An 18,037-nucleotide genomic window follows, 5' to 3' on the forward strand; every position below is an offset into this window, starting at 1 on the left:
GCACACGATGAACGGGGGGTGCCGGTGCGGGTCAGCTTCGGGGTGCTCGGCCCCGTCACCGCCTGGGACGGGGCCGGAGACGAGCTCGCCCTGCGCGGGCCACGTCACCGCGCCGTCCTGGCCCGGCTGGTCATCGCCCGACGCCGCGTCGTGCCCGTGGAGCTCCTCGTCGACGACCTGTGGGAGGGCGCTCCGCCCGCCGGGGCAACCAGCGCCGTGCGCACCTTCGTCGCCGCGCTGCGCCGCGCCCTGGAACCCGACCGCCCGCCGCGCACCGCCGCCGCCCTGCTGACCACGCGCGGCCCCGGCTACGCCCTCGACGCCGCCCCGAACTCCGTCGACGCCTGGGTGTTCGAGGACCGCCTCCAACGCGCCGCCGCCCTCCCTCCGGAGGGGGCCCTGCCCCTCCTCCAGCGGGCCCTGGACCCCTGGCGCGGATCCGCCTACGCCGACTTCCCCGAAGCCCCCTGGGCCCGAGCCGAACGCGCCCGTCTGACCGAACTACGGCTGGGCGCCCTCGAACACCTCGCCCGGGTCCGGCTGGACCTGGGGCAGGCCGCCCGGGCCGTTCCCGACCTGGACGCCCACGTGGCCGAACACCCCTGGCGGGAGGACGCCTGGCGCCTGCTCGCCCTGGCCCTGTACCGCACCGGTCGCCAGGGGGACGCGCTGGCCGTCCTGCGTCGGGCCCGGTCCCTGCTCGTGGAGCGGCTGGGCGTGGATCCGGGCCCCGCCCTGCGCCGTCTGGAACGGGACATCCTGCGCCAGGACTCCCTCCTCGACCTCGACCCCGCCGGGCCGCGCCCCGGCGAGGGCACCACCCCCGGGGACCAGCTGTGGAACCAGGCGGCCGACGCCTACCAGCGCGTCACCCCCGGGGCGCGGGTCCGGCTCGAATCCACCGTCAACCTGCTGCGGGACCTCGCCGTCACCGGCCCCGAAGGGCTCCGGACCGCCCGGGCGCAACGCCTGGCCGCCGTCACCGCCGCCGAGGAGCTCGGAGACCCCCTCCTCACGGCACGGGTGATCGGCGCCTACGACGTTCCCGCGAACTGGACGCGGGTGGACGACCCCGAACGGTCCGCCCGGGTGGTCGCGGCGGCCGAGCGCACCCTGGCGGCGCTCCCCGACACCGGTCACGAGGGCGCCCGCGCACGGCTGTCGGCCACCGTCGCGCTGGAGTCGCGCGGCACCCGTGGCGCACGAGGTCCGCAGGCCGCGGCCGAGGCCGAACGGATCGCCCGTGACTTGGGCGACCCCACCCTGCTGGCCTTCGCCCTGAACGCCCGCTACATGCAGACCTTCCACCGGACCGGTCTGGCACCCGAGCGGGACGCCCTGGGTGCCGAGCTCGTCACCCTGGCCACACGGCACGACCTGGTCACCTTCCGGATCCTGGGCCACCTGATCCGGCTCCAGTCCCTCGCCGCGCTGTCCGACTGGGCGGGAGCCGACCAGCACGCGCGGGCCGCGCGGGAACTGGGGGAGCGGCACGAACGCCCGCTGACCGGGGTCTTCGTGGGGTGGTACCGGGCGCTGCGCGCCGCCGCCGACCCCGAGACCCTTTTCGAGGACGCGTACACCGCCCTGCGCGAGGCCGCGTCCTCGCTGCGGGGAGCGGGCATGCCCGGACTCGAACACGGGTGGCAACCCCTGGCACTGCTGTGCCTGCGTCTACGACACGGCATGCCCGCCCCCACGGACGACGGTGTCGACTACGGCCCCCACGAGCCCTGGACGCGCCCCCACGTGCTGCTCGCCCGGCACCGGTACGACGAGGCCGCCGCCGCACTGGCGCGCCTGCCGGAGCCGCCGCGCGACCTCCTGCTGGAGGCCCGGTGGGCGCTGGTGGCCCGTGCCGCCGTGGCGCTGGGGGACCGGACCGCGATGCGCCGGGCGCTCACGGCGCTCACCCCGGCCGTCGCGGAGGGGGCTGGAGCCCAGACCGGCATGCTCACCCTGGGCCCGGTCGCCGATCACCTGGACTCCCTCCACCGCGCCCTGGACACCTGATCCCGACATAAAAGGCATTTGGGTCTTCTTGGCGGCATCCCCGGGGCTGGACACCACAACCCTCAACCCTGGACTTGAAGGTCGAAGTCGAAGCACACGGCGCGGGAGCCCCCGAACCCCTGACCGGGACGGAGCCAGATCCCCGCCACCCGGCTAGGTCCCCGACAACTCCAGACGCAACACCAACGACACCAGCTCCACCACGACCTCCTTGACCGACTCCCGCTCACGCGCGTCACACAACAACACCGGAACACCGTCCGCCACGTCCAACGCCACCCGCACGTCCTCCGCCCGGTGCGTGCGCTGACCGTCGAAACAGTTCACCGCCACCACGAACGGCACCCCCCGCGACTCGAAGAAGTCGATCGCGTCGAAGGAATCGGCCAACCGGCGCGTGTCCGCCAGCACCACCGCCCCCAACGCCCCCTGCGCCAACTCCTCCCACATGAACGAGAACCGCCGCTGACCCGGAGTCCCGAACAGGTACACGACCGTCGACCCGTCCAACGTGATCCGACCGAAGTCCAACGCCACCGTCGTGGTGGTCTTGCCCTCCACGCCGTCCAGATCGTCCACACCCACGCTCTCGGAGGTCATCACCTCCTCGGTGTGCAACGACTCCACCTCACTCAACGCCGAGACCAGCGTCGTCTTGCCCGCCCCGAAACCACCCGCGACCACGATCTTCAACGTGTCCGGAACGGGACCACCCTGGGCCACCGAGCCCTCCATCAACACCTCACAACTCCCGGATGCGTTCCAGGACGGAACGCAACGTCCGCGCGTCCGGCCGCTGCCTCTCCCAGTCCGAGGTGTGCACCACCACCAGACCCTGATCCAACAGATCCGCCAACAGGACCCGCAACACCCCCAACGCGAACCCCGAGCGCGAAGCCACCTCCGCCACCGACACCGGCCGCACACACAGCGACAGGATCAGCTCCAACTCCGGGTCCACCTCCCGCCGCTCCACCGACGAGACCACCACCTGCGAAGTCATCGAGAAGTCCGACCGCGAGGGACGCGTGCGACCCCCCGTCAACGAGTACGGGCGAATCAGACTCGACTCAGCCGACCACCCCTCCTCCGCAGGAGCCGGACTCATCCCTCACCTCCCCGCCTCCGGGGCAGCGCCGACAGGTACGGACCCACCTGCCGCACCAGACGGTTCACCTCGAACGCCGCCTGCCCCATGTCGCACGAGACGTCGGCCACCAACGCCAGCTGAGCCCCCTGCCCGGCGGGCAGCACGAAGAAGAACACGTTGTCCATCTCCACCACGCACTGGCGCACCTCGGCCGCGCCCACCTGGGAACGCGCACCCCGAGCCAGGCTCGCGAACCCCGACGCGATCGCCGCCAGCCGCTCACCCTCCTCCCGCCCCACCCCCGCCGAACACGACAACGGCAACCCGTCCGCCGACAACAACAGCGCCTGACGCGCCCCCGCCACCCGCTCCACCAGGTCACCCATCAACCAGTCCAGCCTCTGCCCCGCGGACGCCCCGTCCACGCCGTTCCGACCCTCAGCCGTGGTCCCAGCCGACACCGACATCACCCTTCCGCACTCTCACCGTGGCGCGACCCCTGCTTGGGCGCACCCTCCGCCAAACCGGCACCGGAGGACTCCGCGCGTCCGCGTTCCGTGCCAGCCTGGAAGGAGCTCATCATGGACCTGATCTCCGACAGCGAACGCTGCCCCCCGGTGGCCCCGGCACCGCGGGAGACGGCCCCACCGTCGTCCCCGACCTCCGCCACTCCCGGCGCCGGGGGAGGGGACTCCCTACGGCGCCGACGCACGGGCAGCCCCATGTAGGTCCCACCCGTCGCGGGGGAGGGGACCGGCGGCACGTCCCCGCCTGCCTGGTCGCCGCCGTCCCGGGCGCCGGGGCGCACCCGCCGGTCCAGCGCCGGAGCACCGGCGTTCGGCGTCACGGAGACGGGGGAGACCGGCCCCGCGCCCGCCAGCGCGTCACCGCTCCCGGGACCCGCCACGGCGTCCCCGCCGCTCCCGCGGCCCACCACCCCCACACCGCGCATCGGTCCGGTAGAACCGTCGCGCGCCACCAGCACCCGCTCCGGAAGGCGTACCAGCGCCCGCGTGCCCTGGTACGGCGAGGCCCGCAGCTCGACCACGAACCCGTGCCGCGACGCGATGGTGGCGACCACGAACAACCCCAGCTGCGAGTCCTCCCGCATCCGCGCCAGGTCGAACCGGGGCGGCTCGGCCAGCAACGCGTTGGCCGACTCCAGCTGACCCACGGTCATGCCCAACCCCTCGTCCTCGACCTCCACCAGGCAGTCGCCGTCCTCCAACGTCCGACCGCTCACGGACACCTCCGTCCCCGGGGGCGAGAACGACGCCGCGTTCTCCAGCAGCTCCGCGACCAAGCGCACCAGATCCGATCCCGCCTCGCCGGACAGCGACACCCGGGGCAGCGCCAGGACCCGGACCCGGGCGTAGTCCTCGATCTCGCTGGCGGCGGCACGCACGGCCTCGTGCAACCCCACCGACCCGCCCCCACGACGGGAGGGGCGATCACCGCTGAGCAGCATCAGGTTCTCCGCGTTGCGGCGCATCTGCGTACTGAAGTGGTCGATCCGAAACAGCGACTCCAGGACCTGGGGGTCGGTCTCGGTCCGCTCCAACCGGTCCAACAGCGAGAGCTGACGGTGCACCAACGACTGCGTGCGCCGCGTGATGTTGCGGAACACGTTGCGCACCCCCGCACGCACCTGGGCCTCCTCCACCGCCGCCACCACCGCGGCCCGCTGCGCGTCGTCGAACGCCTCGGCCACCTGCCCGAGCTCGTCACGGGGCCCGCCCCTCAGTCGGGGCGCCTCCGCGTCCACGTCCACACTCTCGCCCGCGCGCAGCCGCGCGCTCACCTGAGGCAGCCGGAACCGGGCGTGGTGCAGGGTGTGCGTGCGCAGGTCCTGGAGGCGACGCCCCAGACGCTGCGAACCGGTCACCGCCACCACGACCGAGGCCAGGGCCACGGCCAGGGCGAGGACGCTCACGAGCAGCACGCCCAGGAGCAGCTCCCGCGCGTGGGCGTGCCCCGTCTCGACGATCTGCGCCATGCGTGCGCGCTCGACCGCGCGCAGGCGCTCGTCCAGGTCCCCGGTGGCCTCGCTCCAGCTGCGGGGCTCGACCGGGACGCGGGTGTCGGGGCCTCCGGGGTTGCCGATGACGATGTCCTGGAGGCTGTACACGGCACGTTTCTGCGAGGAGCCGTTGAGCTCGGTGTAGTCCTGGCTGCGCTGGCTTCCGGTGGCGGACTCCACCTGGGTCCAGGTGTGGCGCTGGGCGCCCGCGGCGGACGCGAACCGGGTGTGGGCCTCGGAGGTGAAGGAGCCAGTGGCGACGGAGTGGGTGAGGACGGCGTCCTGCTGGCTGAGGTACTCGCGTGAGCGCAGCAGGGACGCGAGCGAACGCAGGTGGGGGGAGAGCGCGACGTCGGTCCGGTCGACCTGGGCGTCCCAGATCTCCAGCCCCGACTCGATCATGCGGTGGTAGGGCTGGGCGGCCACCTCCAGGGGGTCGACCTCGGGACCCAGGTCGTCGACCACCTCGGTGCGGTGGCGATCGAGGAGGTTGAGCTGTCCCTGGAGAGCGAGGACCTCCCGGGGCAGGTCACCGCGGCCGTACCGGCTCAGGGCCTGGTCGAGGTCGTGGGCGCTCTGGTCGGTGGCGTCACGGGCGGCGTCGAGCTGGTCCAGGGTGCCGCGTGCGGCCCCGGGGGTGGCGGCCGCCATGGTGGCGCGCCGCTCCCACTGGAGATGGGTGATCACGTCCACGACGGGCTGGCCGACCTCGTCGATGAAGGCGGTGGTGGCGTTCAGGTCGCGGATGTCGGTTGCCAGGACGGTGCTGAGCACCGCCCACAGGGCCAGCAGGGCGGTGCTGGGGATGAGCACCAGGCTGACCATGCGGGCGCGGAGCGAGGAGCGCTTCTCGACGGGCATGGGCTCGCTTCCGGGGGGAGGGGCGCGCGCGGCCGGTGGGGTCAACCGGGTGGGGGAGAGGGGCTGTGGTGTCCCAGAGCTAACCGCTCCGAGGGGGGATTTGCAAGGTTTCCGGGGTGGCCGGATCCGGTTGTGACGCTGAGGACGCGGGTCATCTCGTGGGGCTACCAGAGGGGCGGCGAACCGCTTCTTGTAAATCTACGACGTAAAGGTGCGGCGCCTTTGCAGGGAAAGACAAAGCCAAGAACACAATGGAGCGGCTCACGCCGCACCGAGAAACCCGGGCTTGCGCCGTGTCCCGCGTCCCGGCGCGTATCCCGCTCGACATGGCGGAGTTCTCCGGCCCTCGGACAGGGCCGGTTCCGGCCAAACACGGATTGGCCCCGAAACCGGCACCTTCCGTCAGGGGTCGCCTACGGAGGGGGAGTGGCCGTCGCCCTCGACGTCCCCGTGCTCACGCCCTCAACGGAGACGGGGGCAGCCGGATCCGTGAGTTCGGGGCGGGCGCTCACCGGTCCCTCCTCCGCTCCCGGCGGGGCCGCCGTGTTGTGGGTGCGGCAGGTGTGGGTAGGGGGCGAGGAGAGTTGTGTGCTGAGCGCGTTGGGGGAGCGATGGCTGTTCTGAGCGAGGAAGGGATCCGTGACGGGCTGGGCCGGTTGACGGACTGGGAGTGGGACTCCGAGGCCGCGACCATCCGGCGTTCGGTCCGGTTGGTGGGATTCCTGGAGGCCGTGGCACTGGTGAACGAGGTGGCGCAGGCGGCGGAGCAGGCCGGGCACCACCCGGACATCGACGTCCGATACGACACGGTGCTGTTGGTACTGAGCACGCATGACGAGGGCGGCGTCACCGAGAAGGACATGGCGTTGGCGGCCCGGGTGGACGAGTTGGTGGAGGGCACCGCGCGGCTGAAGGAGTGAGCGGGCGGGTGCGCGACGACGGGCGGGTGCGCCCTCGGGTCGGGCGGACTTCCCCTCGGCCGATGTCTTGCCCGCACGGCACGGCGGAACCGCGCGGCCCTGCCTGCCCTTGGCCGCGGGGACGCGTGTGAGCCCGCGTGGCCGCTGCCCTGGCCCACGGGGCTCCTGTGGTGCCTCACCCGTCGCGCGGGCCGCGCCGTGCGGCGAGGGGCCCGGAGCGCCGGGCCGTTCAGCGTAGGCGGGCTCTGCGCATCTTGCCGGAGGCGGTGCGGGGCAGCTCGTCGATGAAGTCCACGCTGTGGGGCGCGGCGTGGGGAGCGAAACGGGCGCGGACCCAGGCGCGGAGTTCCTCGGCGAGTTCGGGGGTGCCGGTGTGTCCCGGGGCGAGGACGATGCGGGCGCCGACGAGGTGTCCGGCGAGGTCGTCGGGGATGGCGTAGACGCCGCTCTCCTCGACGGCCGGGTGGGTGTTGAGGACGGCTTCGACCTCGGTGGGGCCGATGCGGTAGCTGCGGGTGATGATGGCGCCGTCGTCGCGGGTGGAGAAGTGCAGGTTGCCCTGGCGGTCCATGATGCCGGTGTCGCCGGTGAGGTGGTAGGTGCGTCCGGGCGTGAAGCGGATGTCGGCGGTGTTCTCGTAGCCGAGGTAGCCGTCGAACCAGTCGAGGGGGCTGTGGTCGCGGTCGATGGCGATGCGGCCGTAGGCGCCCAGGGGCGCGGGTTCGTCGGTGATGGCTTCGAGGACCTGGATGTCCCAGCCGGGGAGGGCGGGGCCGATGGCTCCGGGGGGCGCGGTGGTGGCGGGGTCGGGGAGGTCGCCGTTGGGGAGTCCGGCGCACCAGCCGAGTTCGGTCTGGCCGTAGTGGTCGCGGACGGGGACGCCGAAGAGGTCGGTGGCCCAGTCGATGACCTCGGGTGCGAGGGGTTCTCCGGCGCTGGCGAGGCGTTGGACGACGATCTCGGGCGGGAGGGTCTTGGTGGCGGCCCTCAGGGTGCGGAAGGTGGTGGGGTCGGAGGCGAAGTTGGTGACCTGGTGGAGGCCGAGGACGTCGAGGGTGAGTTCGGGGTCGAAGAATCCGGCGCGCAGGGCGAGGGAGTTGTGTCCGGCCAGGAGGGGGGAGATGAGGCCGTGATAGAGGCCGTAGGCGGAGCCGGGGTCGGCGGTGTTCCAGTAGACGTCGTCGTCGTGTACGCCGAGGCCGAAGTGGTGGTAGGCGTGCATGGCGGAGAGGGCGCGGGCGGGGACGCGGACGCCTCGGGGTGGGCCGATGAGGTTGGAGACGTAGACGGTGGCGATGTCGCCGTCGCCGGTGGTGGTGTGGGGGGTGGTGTGTGGGGGGTGTTGGCTGAGGGTGGTGAGGGTGTGGTCGCCGTCGCGGAGTGGTTGTGGTCCGGTGGTGGCGATGTTCCAGGTGGGGTCGGTGGGTGTGTGGGGGGTGGGGTCGAGTTTGGTGCGGTATTCGTCGGCGCAGATGACGAGGCGGGTGTGGGAGTCGGTGAGGCGTTGGGTGATGGCTGAGGGGGCGAAGGAGGAGAGGAGGGGGACGAGGACCGCTCCGAGGCGCCAGGTGGCGAGGGCGGTGATGGTGAGGTCGATGCCTTTGGGGATGAGGGTGGCGATGCGGTCGCCGGGCTGGATGCCGTGGTGGGCGAGTCCGGTGGCGAGGGTCTGTGAGCGTTCGCGGAGTTGGCCGTAGGTGAGGGTGGTGGGTTCGAGGGTGGGGCCGATCTCGGTGGTGGCGATGGTGTGGGGGTCGTGGCGGTCGCAGAGGAGGTGGGCCACCGACGTGGTGGGGGTGTCGTAGGTGGCGATCCAGTCGCGCAGGAGTTGCGCTGGGTCGGACATCGGTGGTGTTCCTCGTTTTCGGTGGGTGTGGTGTTGCTTGGTGGGTTACCACAACACTATGCCCACGTGGTGATGTGTTGTGGGTCTGGTCTCATCGGGGGTGGGTGGGGCGGGGGCGGTTTGGTGGTTCTGGGGTGTTTTGGGGTGGGGTCTTCTTCCCTCGGGGTGGGTGGGGGCGACAGGATGTGCGCATGGACAGTGCGCGTGTGGTGGAACGGTTCGGGCTCGACGCTGGTGTGCGGGAGTGGTTGGAGGCCTGTGAGGCGTTGCCGGAGCCGGAGGTGGGGTTGAGGGTTCCTTCGGTGGCTGAGGCCGCTGAGGTGTTGGACGCGTTCGTCCTGGCCGATGACGACCGTGCGGAGGTGGAGGCGTTGTGGCCGGGGGCTCCGGGCGCGGACGGGCGGTGGCCGGAGGAGTTGTGGCACCTGGTCGGGTGTATGTACCGGCGGCTGTGGGCGGACGCGGACGTGCCGGTGGGGGTGTGGCGGCCGTGGCCGACGCTGGTGGAGGCCGAGGACGCGCGGGTGCGGGTGGCGTCGTTGTGGGCGTTCGTGGCGATGGTTCCGGAGCAGCTGCGGCGGCATGGTTCGCGGGGGGTGGACCGGTCGGTGACGGTGGCGTCTCTGGCTGATGTGGGTGTGCAGGTGCGGCGGTCGCGGTGGTTGTTCGGCCGGTTGAGTCTGGAGACGGCGGCGTGGGTGGCGGCGCAGTTCCGTGGGCGGTTGTTCTGGGTGGGGGGTCTGCAGCTGGAGCCGGCGTTGTTGGGGGACCAGGGGCCGGTGCGTTGGTACTCGGAGGAGGAGGCCGCGGCGTTGGGTGCGGGGTCGGCTCCGGGTGATCCGGTGCTGCGGTTGCACATTCCCTCGGGTGGGTTGGGTCCGGAGGCGGTGAGTGAGGCGTTGGCGTTGGCGGGGCCGTTCGCGCGGGAGCAGTTGGGGTTGGATCCGTTGGTGGCCACGTGCACGTCGTGGTTGTTGGATCCGTGGTGGGGGCGGGTGTTGGGGGAGGAGTCCAACATCGTGCGGTTCCAGCGCAGGTTCACGTTGGTGGATGAGGGGTCGCCCGGGGAGGGTGACGTGTTCCGGTTCGTGTTCGGGATGCCTCGGGTGGATGTGGAGCGGGCGCCGCGTCGGACGCGGTTGGAGCGGGCGGCGTTGGAGCGGTTGGAGTCGGGTGCGGGGTTGAGGGTGTGTACGGGGTGGTTGCGGTTGCCGTGATGGCGTGAGTGGTGGGGGCCTGCTTGGGAGCGGGCCCTTTTCCTGTGTGGTCGTTGGCGTGGGTGGGGAGCTCGCCGGTGCCCTCCGGCCGTTTCGGTGTTGGTCTGGTGGTGGATGGTTCGCGGGTGTGCGCCCCCTTCCTGGGCCGTGCGGGGTGGGGGCATGATCGGTCCATGGACGCGTGTGGTTGTGGTGGGGGTTGTGACCCGGGTGCGGTGGGTGCGGGGGCGGTCCTGGGGTGGTGCCCACCGTGTCCCCCTGCGCTCAGATGGCCATCAGGGCGTGGGCGCTCTCGTGGGTGAGTTCGGTGCGCGGGCCGGTGTGGATGATGCGTCCGGCGTCGATGACGGTGACGGTGTCGGCCAGGCGCAGGGCCACGTCCAGGTACTGCTCCACGAGCAGGATGGTGATGCCCTGGGCGGCGGTGTCGGTGATGGCGGCTTCGATCTCGGCGACGATGTTGGGTTGGATGCCTTCGGTGGGCTCGTCCAGGACGAGCAGGGTGGGGTTGGTGACCAGGGCGCGGGCGATGGCGAGTTGTTGGGCTTGGCCTCCGGAGAGGAGTGCGGCCTTGCGGTGGAGGAGGGGTTGTAGTCGGGGGAAGCGTGCCAGGGCGGCGTCGATGAGTTCGGGGCCGCCGCGGCGGGTGGCCTGGTGGGTGACGTGGAGGTTCTCGGCGACGGTCAGGGGTGCGAAGGTGTCGTGGCCCTGGGGTGCGTAGGCGATGCCGCGGCGGGTGCGGTGGTGGGGGGCGAGGTGGGTGATGTCGGTGCCGTTGTGGGTGATGGTGCCGGTGGTGGGGGTGATGAGTCCGGTGATGGTGTTGAGCAGGGTGGTTTTGCCGACGCCGTTGCGGCCCATGACGCAGGCGATGGTGCCGGGTTCGATGGTGAGGTCGATGTCGAAGAGGACGCGGGCGCGGCCGTAGCCGGCGGACAGGCCCCGCACGCTCAGGTGGGGTGTGGGGGTGTTCATGGGGTGGCCTCCTGGGGGGTACGGCCCAGGTAGACCTCTTGGACGCGGGGGTCGTTCTGCACGGTGTGGAGGTCGCCGTGGGTCAGGACCCGTCCTTCGTGCAGGACGGTGACTTCGCGGGCGTAGCGGCGTAGGAAGTCCATGTCGTGTTCGATGACGAGGATGGTGTGGTCGGTGGCGATCTCGGTGAGCAGGTCGCCGGTGCGGGTGCGTTCTTCGGCGTTCATTCCGGCCACGGGTTCGTCGAGCAGGAGCAGGCGGGGTTCCTGGGCCAGGAGCATGGCGATCTCCAGCCATTGGCGTTGGCCGTGGGAGAGGGTGGCGGCCTTGGTGTGGGTGTGTTCGTGCAGGCCGACGCGGTTCAGGATGTGGGTGAGGGGTTCGGTCAGGGTGGGGCGTCTGCGGAGGAGTTGCCAGGGCCGCAGGCGGTGGGAGGCGGCGAGGTCGATGTTGTCGGCGACGGTGAGTTCGCCGAAGACGACGCTGGTCTGGAAGGTGCGTCCGATGCCGGCGCGTACGATGCGGTGTTCGGGTGCGCCGTTGAGGCGTTGGCCGTTGAAGGTGAGGGTGCCTGAGGTGGGGCGGGTGCGGCCGGTGATGGAGTCGACCAGGGTGGTTTTTCCGGCTCCGTTGGGGCCGATGAGGAAGCGCAGTTCCCCTTCGGCCAGGGTGAGGTTGATGTGGTCCAGGGCGGTGAAGTCGCCGAAGGTGACGGTGAGGTCGTTGATCTGTAGCAGGCTCATGGGGTGCTCCCGGTGGTGTGCTCCTGGGTCGGGGTGGGGGCTGCGTGGTCGCGGGTGTGTTCGGGCGGGTGTTTGCGGCGGGTGTGCAGGGCGTCGCTGATCTGTTGGGTGAGTCCTGCCAGGCCTTGGGGGGCCAGGGCGATGACGATGACGAACAGGGCGCCTTGGAGGTAGGTCCAGCCTCCGGCGAAGTTCTCGGAGAAGGTGGTCTGGGCGGCGTTGATGAGGACGGCGCCCAGGGCGGCTCCGGCCAGGGAGTAGCGGCCGCCGATGGCTACGGCCAGGACCATCATGATCGAGGGGATGACGCCGATGAGGGAGGGGGAGATGATGCCCATGACGGGGACGAAGAGCGCCCCGCCGATGCCTGCGGCCATGGCGGAGAGGGCGTAGGCGAAGGTCTTGGCCCAGGTGGGGTCGTAGCCCAGGTAGCGGACGCGGTCCTCGCCGTCGCGGATGGCGATGAGGAGTTGTCCGTAGCGGCTGTGGGTGATGTGGCGGAAGAGCAGGTAGATGCCGGCCAGGGTCAGGACGACCACGGTGTAGAGGGTGGTCTGCGCGGTGGGGGTGTAGAGGCTGTGTCCGGCGAAGACGGGGAAGTCGGTGAGTCCGTTGGAGCCGCCGGTCAGGTGTTGTTGGCCGATGAGGAGGATGACGAAGGCGGCGGCCAGGGCCTGGTTGAGGATGGCGAAGTAGGCGCCGCGCACGCGTTGGCGGAAGACGGACCAGCCCAGGAGGGCGGCCAGGGCTCCGGGGACGGTGATGGCGGCGATGACGGCCACGGCGGGGTTGGTGAGGGGTTGCCAGAACCAGGGGAGTTCGGTGAGTCCGGACCAGACCATGAACTGGGGGAGGGCGCCGGGGTTGAGGGGGTCGGCTTCGGTGCGGGCCAGGGTCAGGTGCATGGCCATGGCGTAGGCGCCCAGCCCGAAGTAGACGCCGTGTCCCAGGGTGAGCATGCCGCCGCGGCCCCAGGCCAGGGCGATGCCCAGGGCGACGATGGCGTAGCACAGGTACTGGGCGAGCAGATTGAGGCGGAAGGGTTCCAGGATTTGGGGGAGGAGGAGCAGGGCGGCGGCGAGCAGGCCCAGGAAGAGGGCGAATCCGCGGATCCGGGTGAGTGCACCGGGTGTGGTCTTGGCCGCTGTGGTGGGGGTGTGGGTCATGTGAGTGCCCGGGTCTTGACGGTGAACAGTCCCTGGGGGCGGGCCTGGAGGAAGGCGATGATGGCGGCGAAGACGATGAGTTTGGCCAGGGAGGCGTCGGCCCAGGCTTCGACGGTGGCGTTGAGGATGCCCAGGGTGAAGGCGGCCAGGACGGTGCCGCGTAGTTGGCCCAGTCCGCCCACGACGACGACCAGGAAGGCGTCGACGATGTAGTTGGTGCCCAGGGTGGGTCCGGTGGGGCCGATCAGGGTCAGGGCCACCCCGGCGATACCGGCCAGGCCGGAGCCGATGAAGAAGGTGGTGGCGTCGACTTTTCGGGTGTTGATGCCGCTGATGGCGGCGAGGTCGCGGTTGTGGATGACGGCGCGCATCTGTCGTCCGTGGCGGGAGCGGTTGAGGTGGTAGGCGATGGCGATGACGCAGGCGATGGCCAGGGCGAGGATGAACAGGCGGGAGTAGTGGATGCGGATGCCGCCGGTCAGGGTGATGCCTCCGGTGAGCCAGGCTGGTGCGGGCACGTCGACGTTGGGTGCGCCGAAGGTGTCGCGGGCGCCTTGTTGGAGGATCATGCCGATGCCGAAGGTCAGGAGCAGGGTGTCCAGGGGGCGGCCGTAGAAGTGGCGGATGACGCTGAGTTCGAGGAGCCAGCCCAGGGTGCCGGTGATGGTGAAGGCGACGGGCAGGGCGATCAGGAGTGAGTAGGCGGGGTTGAGACCGATCCAGGCGTGCAGTACGTAGGCGGTGTAGGCGCCGATCATGATGAGTTCGCCGTGGGCCATGTTGATGACGCCCATCTGGCCGAAGGTGAAGTTGAGGCCGAGTGCGGCCAGGAGGAGGACGGCGCCGATGGCCAGGCCGGTGGGGAGTTGGTTGATGAGGGCGTCCATCGCTGCTCCTTTCTGTGCGGAAGGGGACCCGGTGGGTGGGGGCCGTGTCGCGGGGAGGGTCAGCCGGTGAGGTTCTCGGCCCAGTCGTAGCCCTCGAGGTAGGGGTCGGGGGTGATGGGCTCGGGTGAGGTCCAGATCTCGTCGATCAGGCCCTCGTCGTTGACCTGGCCGATCCGGGCGGTCTTGACCACGTGTTGGGTCTGGCCGTCCACGGTGATGGGGCCTTCGGGGGCGTCGATGCTGATCCCGTCCAGGGCGGCGCGCACCTGGTCGACCTCGAAGCTGTCGGCGGCCTCGACCGCGGCCTTCCACAGGTAGACGCCGTTGTAGGCCGACTGCATGGGGTCGGAGGTGACTCGGTCGGCGCCGTAGGTGTCGGTGAAGGCCTCGACGAAACCGGTGTTGGCGTCGTTGTCGACGGTCTGGTAGTAGTTCCAGGCTGTCAGGTGGCCGGCGATGTTGTCGGTGCCGACGCCCTCGACCTCTTCCTCGGCCACGCTGACGCTGAGTACGGGGACGTCCTGGGCTGTCACTCCGGCTGAGCGCAGTTGTTGGAAGAAGCTGACGTTGGAGTCGCCGTTGAGGGTGTTGAAGACGGCGTCGGGTGTGGTGCGGGCGATGTCGTTGGTGATGGTGGAGTACTCGGTGTGGCCCAGGGGTGTGTACTCCTCGGCGGTGATCTGCATGTCGTGGGCTTGGGCGTAGGCGGTGATGATCTGGTTGGCGGTGCGTGGGAAGACGTAGTCGGAGCCGACCAGGTAGAGGCTGGTGTGGCCCTGTTCGCGTAGGTAGTCCAGGGCGGGGATGATCTGTTGGTTGGTGGTGGCGCCGGTGTAGACGATGTTGTCGCTGGCCTCCAGCCCCTCGTACTGCACGGGGTAGAACAGCAGGCCGTTGTTGCGTTCGAAGACCGGCAGCATGGCCTTGCGTGAGGCCGAGGTCCAGCCGCCGAAGACCGCTACGGCGTCGTCGGACTGGAGGAGTTTCTGGGCGCGTTCGGTGAAGGTGGCCTCGTCGGAGGCGCCGTCCTCGAGGACGGGCTCGATCTGGCGTCCCAGGACGCCGCCCTCGGCGTTGATCTCGTCGATGGCGAGCTGGACGGAGTCGCGGACGGTCACTTCGCTGATGGCCATGGTGCCGGACAGGGAGTGGAGCATGCCGACGGTGACGGTGTCCTCGTCGACCCCGGCGGGTTGGTTGCCGCAGGCGGTGGCGGCCAGTGTCAGGGCCAGTGCGGCGGTGAGGGTCTTGGGCCAGTTGCTCGGGCGGGAGCGGGCCATGCCCACCTCCTAGGTTCGGGGGCTGTTCGAGGGGTGCACCTAGGAGGCTGGTGTCGGGGGGTTTCGCTGGGCTTGCCCGACCGTTACGTGTACAAGTCGGCGGCAGGGGGTGGGTTAAATCCCCTTCTGTTCGGTACGCGTCGGTGGGTGGGCGACGGGTGGTGGCGGCGGTCGGAGGCCGGGCGCGGACGCGCTGTGCTCATCGGGGTGGCCGTGCGTCCGGACGTCGTGTCGTCTCCGGGTGGGTTCGGGGAGGCCACCTGGGAGGCTCGCGGTGCCTGGGGGCGGGGTGGCGGGTGATCTGTGGGGGAGTTCAGTCCTGGGTGTCCCAGTCGGCGCGGGCGCGTTCGAGGTCGATGTCGCGGCCCAGGGCCGGGAGGGCCTGGTAGGTGCTCACGAGTGCGGCGGTGGTGAGCAGGGCCCACAGGGTGAGGGTGTTGCTCCACGGCGGCAGGGGCGACAGGAGTGGGATGACGCAGGCCAGGAAGGTGAGGGCGGTGGGGGGAGCCCAGTCGTGGCCGGTGGGGGTTCCCCGGGCCGCTCGGGTGGTGGAGATCAGGAAGGGGGTCATGGCGATGGTGCCGGCGAGGAAGGCCGGGGCGGCGGCCAGGGGCGCGGTGAGTATCAGGGCCCACCAGGGCAGCCAGGGGGCCAGGGGCCACAGGGTGGTGGTCGTGGCGGCCAGGGCGATGGCGATGCCCAGCACGAGCAGGGGGAGCGGCAGGCCTCGGGGGGCGTTGGTGGGGTCGTGGGTGAGGGAGCGCGCGGCCGTGAGGGTGCGGCGCAGCGACAGTGCGGCGAGGTACCGGTGACCGGGTGAGGGGTGGTGGCTGTCGTCCATGGCCTGCCGTAGTTCGTGGTGGTGCCCCCGGGGGCTGGTGGGGCACGGGGGTTCTCGGTGCGTCTTCGAGTGTAGGGCGGGTGCTCGGGGGCGGGTGAGTGGTCCGTGAACCTGGGGGCGGGGTGGGGCATCGGACCCAGTGACGTCCCCCAGCCGTGAGGAGAACCGCTGTTGAGTACCGACCCCGGGAACCAGGGCACCGCACCGGATCCGTCGCCCGTTGACCCCGGTGCGGTGGGTGGGGAGGCGGTGCCCGGTGGGGGCGCGCCTCGGTTGGTGGGTTTGGGGTGGGTGCTGTGGTTGACCCCGATGTTGTCGGTGGTGGTGCCGTTCACGGTGCTGCTGGGTGCGTTCGGTGACAGCGACGACGGTTTGACGGCGTTGGTGTTCCTGATCGGTCTCGTGTTGTCGATGGGGTCGGTGTACGGGTTCGGGGTGTGGATGTCACGTCAGGGGTCAGTGCGGCCGTGGGAGCTTCCGCTGGTGGTGTGTGCGGCGGTGCTCGGCGTGCTGTGGGTGGGGTACCTGCGGATCGAGTGGTTCTCCCTGGTGGGGTTGGTGTCGGGGTGTCTGGTGTTGGCGTTGGCGGGCGCGGCCGTGGTGTGGTCGTCGCGGCCCGGGCCTGCGCGGGCGGTGATCGCCGTGGGTGTGGTGCTGGGGTTGTGTTCCGTGGTGGTGGGGGTGTCCTGGGGGCAGGAGCGTGTCGAGGACGTACGGGAGAACCGGGAGCTCGGGCGGGAGGTGGCCGCGTTGAGCCATCCGATCGCGGCTTTGGAGGCGTCGGGGTGGAAGCCGGGTTCGGTGTCGGTGAGGTCCGCGGAGGATGACATTCGGGCGGAGGTCGTCTATGAGCCCTCACGGAGTGTGGTGTGGGAGCGGGGGTTCCGGTTGACGGTGTTCACGGTCGTGGTGGAGCAGGGGGAGCCAGGGGTTCCGGAATGGGTGGGCTGTGCGGACGGTGCGGAGTCGGATCGGTGTGAGCGGCGGGGCGCGGTGATGGTCGATGACGGTTCGGAGGCTCCGCTGCCTTCGATGAGCGCGTGGGTGGAGGTTGAGGAGGGGATTCTGGCGGTCCTGTCGACGGATGTGCCGACGGAGAAGGACGGGACTCCGACGATGGAGTTTCCGGAGTTGGACATGGTGGATCTGGGGGAGCGGGTGCGGGGCGTGGAGGGCGAGGACGCGCAGGCGTTGGTGAGGCAGGCGCTGTGAGGCGTCTCGTCGATGGGCGCGGTCGGTGTGTTGGCGCGGGGGAGTGCGGGTCCGGTGGTGCCGAGGGCTCAGGTGACGGTCGGCTGGGTGCGAACGCGGCGTGAGGTGCTGGGTGTGCTCGGTGATGGGCTCTGCGGGGTGGCTGTGCGTGGTCGAGGTGCGGTGTGGGTGGGGTCCTCGTGTACAGCTGGGGTGACGGTGCGTGAGCGTGGTGTTCGGATGGGAAGCGGGTGGCGTCGGGCCCGTGGAGGGGCATGGTGGCGTGGGCGGCAAGGGGTGTTGGACGGGGTGGGGCCGCCCGATGGGGTTTTTCCGTTTCTTGGGCCTCACCGGGGGTGTTGGTGGTCGCGGGGAGACCTCTCCACGCTCTACTTGACATAATGTGCATTATCGGCGGTGTGGGAATGCCTGTGGGGAAGGGGTTCTCGTGCTCTGGGCGGGTTGTGGGGCCCCGGATGTGCTGCCCGGGGCCTGGCCGGTCGCTGGGAATCCTCGCCGAGGGCGGCCCGACCCGGGCCGCGAGACGTTGTGGGCCCGGGCGCGGAGGCCGTGAGGGGCGTTCGGCGCTGGGGCCGCCGTGCGCGACCCGGGCGGGACGTGTTGTCCACAGGGAGCTGGGTGCGCACTGGTGGGCGTGGGCGTTCCCGGGTTAGCGTCGATTCGGGGGCGCTGTGGGCGTTCGCTGGCGGAGCCTGGAACCCCCGAAATCGAGCGTGCCCCTCAGGGGCCCTCTCTGGCAACCCCCGACCTGTGCCTGTGGACGACGTCGCCCTCCTCGGCGTCCTCGATGCTTCCTCCGGAGAGTTCGCTCCTGGCCTGGGATGACTGGCGAACTCCCCAGGTCAGCGGTCTTTTTCGTGCTCCGTCGAATCCGTCCGGATCCGCCTTCGTGGCCCTGGGGCCCGCATGTGTCACCCGGGGCGCTCTCCTGTCCATGTCCGGCCAGGGTTCCTCCGCGTGGCCAGA

General features: G+C 70.8%; 15 protein-coding genes. 4 read left to right on the top strand and 11 right to left on the bottom strand.

From position 1 onward, the window contains the following. Positions 1-24 precede the first annotated feature (24 nt). Positions 25-2,013 (top strand): AfsR/SARP family transcriptional regulator, encoded by a 1,989-nt coding sequence (locus tag ACRWK8_RS09395; protein WP_431869658.1) that lies wholly within the window; start codon positions 25-27, stop codon positions 2,011-2,013. A gap of 153 nt (positions 2,014-2,166) precedes the next feature. Here ACRWK8_RS09395 and ACRWK8_RS09400 read toward each other — a convergent pair whose 3' ends face one another. From ACRWK8_RS09400 to ACRWK8_RS09415, 4 genes are read right to left on the bottom strand one after another with little or no spacing between them, the layout of a single operon-like run. After that, positions 2,167-2,748: a GTP-binding protein gene (locus ACRWK8_RS09400; protein ID WP_378736926.1), complete on the bottom strand. Its 582-nt coding sequence runs from the start codon at positions 2,746-2,748 to the stop codon at positions 2,167-2,169. A 7-nt stretch (positions 2,749-2,755) separates the two neighbouring features. Further along, complete coding sequence (locus ACRWK8_RS09405) at positions 2,756-3,121, bottom strand: DUF742 domain-containing protein (RefSeq protein WP_378736343.1); 366 nt, start codon at positions 3,119-3,121, stop codon at positions 2,756-2,758. Beyond that, the gene (locus ACRWK8_RS09410) at positions 3,118-3,570 is read right to left on the bottom strand and encodes a roadblock/LC7 domain-containing protein (RefSeq protein WP_431869630.1); all 453 of its coding nucleotides are present in this window, start codon (positions 3,568-3,570) and stop codon (positions 3,118-3,120) included. The genes ACRWK8_RS09405 and ACRWK8_RS09410 overlap by 4 nt, the downstream gene beginning before the upstream one ends. Beyond that, complete coding sequence (locus ACRWK8_RS09415; protein WP_431869632.1) at positions 3,570-5,984, bottom strand: sensor histidine kinase; 2,415 nt, start codon at positions 5,982-5,984, stop codon at positions 3,570-3,572. The genes ACRWK8_RS09410 and ACRWK8_RS09415 overlap by 1 nt, the downstream gene beginning before the upstream one ends. Before the next feature lie 611 nt (positions 5,985-6,595). Between ACRWK8_RS09415 and ACRWK8_RS09420 the strand changes: the two genes are divergently transcribed. Continuing rightward, positions 6,596-6,904 (top strand): 4a-hydroxytetrahydrobiopterin dehydratase, encoded by a 309-nt coding sequence (locus ACRWK8_RS09420; RefSeq protein ID WP_431869634.1) that lies wholly within the window; start codon positions 6,596-6,598, stop codon positions 6,902-6,904. A 229-nt stretch (positions 6,905-7,133) separates the two neighbouring features. Here the strand turns inward: ACRWK8_RS09420 and ACRWK8_RS09425 are convergent, their stop codons facing one another. Next, positions 7,134-8,750: an AMP-binding protein gene (locus tag ACRWK8_RS09425; RefSeq protein ID WP_378736336.1), complete on the bottom strand. Its 1,617-nt coding sequence runs from the start codon at positions 8,748-8,750 to the stop codon at positions 7,134-7,136. Positions 8,751-8,941: 191 nt separating this feature from the next. On the opposite strand from ACRWK8_RS09425, the gene ACRWK8_RS09430 reads away from it, so the two are divergent. Further along, a complete protein-coding gene (locus ACRWK8_RS09430) occupies positions 8,942-9,967 on the top strand; it encodes an acyltransferase domain-containing protein (protein ID WP_431869636.1) in 1,026 nt (341 codons plus the stop codon). Between the two features lie 264 nt (positions 9,968-10,231). On the opposite strand, the gene ACRWK8_RS09435 is transcribed toward ACRWK8_RS09430, so the two are convergent. The 6 genes from ACRWK8_RS09435 to ACRWK8_RS09460 form a co-directional block, all read right to left on the bottom strand. Beyond that, positions 10,232-10,942 carry an ATP-binding cassette domain-containing protein gene (locus tag ACRWK8_RS09435; protein WP_378736330.1) on the bottom strand — a complete coding sequence of 237 codons (711 nt, stop codon included), beginning with the start codon at positions 10,940-10,942 and terminating at the stop codon, positions 10,232-10,234. Beyond that, on the bottom strand, positions 10,939-11,685 hold the full coding sequence (gene urtD / locus ACRWK8_RS09440) for an urea ABC transporter ATP-binding protein UrtD (RefSeq protein WP_378736328.1): 747 nt from the start codon (positions 11,683-11,685) through the stop codon (positions 10,939-10,941). The genes ACRWK8_RS09435 and urtD overlap by 4 nt, the downstream gene beginning before the upstream one ends. After that, entirely contained in the window at positions 11,682-12,851 is a 1,170-nt protein-coding gene (gene urtC, locus ACRWK8_RS09445; RefSeq protein ID WP_378736326.1) for an urea ABC transporter permease subunit UrtC, read from the bottom strand. Before urtC ends, urtD begins: the two co-directional genes overlap by 4 nt. Then, positions 12,848-13,738, bottom strand: a complete 891-nt coding sequence (urtB, locus tag ACRWK8_RS09450) for an urea ABC transporter permease subunit UrtB (protein WP_378736324.1) — start codon at positions 13,736-13,738, stop codon at positions 12,848-12,850. The genes urtC and urtB overlap by 4 nt, the downstream gene beginning before the upstream one ends. Before the next feature lie 59 nt (positions 13,739-13,797). Then, complete coding sequence (gene urtA, locus ACRWK8_RS09455; RefSeq protein ID WP_378736322.1) at positions 13,798-15,018, bottom strand: urea ABC transporter substrate-binding protein; 1,221 nt, start codon at positions 15,016-15,018, stop codon at positions 13,798-13,800. A 313-nt stretch (positions 15,019-15,331) separates the two neighbouring features. Further along, positions 15,332-15,859, bottom strand: coding sequence for a hypothetical protein (locus ACRWK8_RS09460; protein WP_431869640.1), 528 nt, complete (start codon positions 15,857-15,859; stop codon positions 15,332-15,334). Between the two features lie 300 nt (positions 15,860-16,159). On the opposite strand from ACRWK8_RS09460, the gene ACRWK8_RS09465 reads away from it, so the two are divergent. Then, entirely contained in the window at positions 16,160-17,071 is a 912-nt protein-coding gene (locus ACRWK8_RS09465) for a hypothetical protein (RefSeq protein ID WP_431869642.1), read from the top strand. Positions 17,072-18,037 lie beyond the last annotated feature (966 nt).

Origin of the sequence: Nocardiopsis eucommiae, from assembly GCF_965344335.1 — a bacterium.
GTDB lineage: Bacteria > Actinomycetota > Actinomycetes > Streptosporangiales > Streptosporangiaceae > Nocardiopsis > Nocardiopsis eucommiae.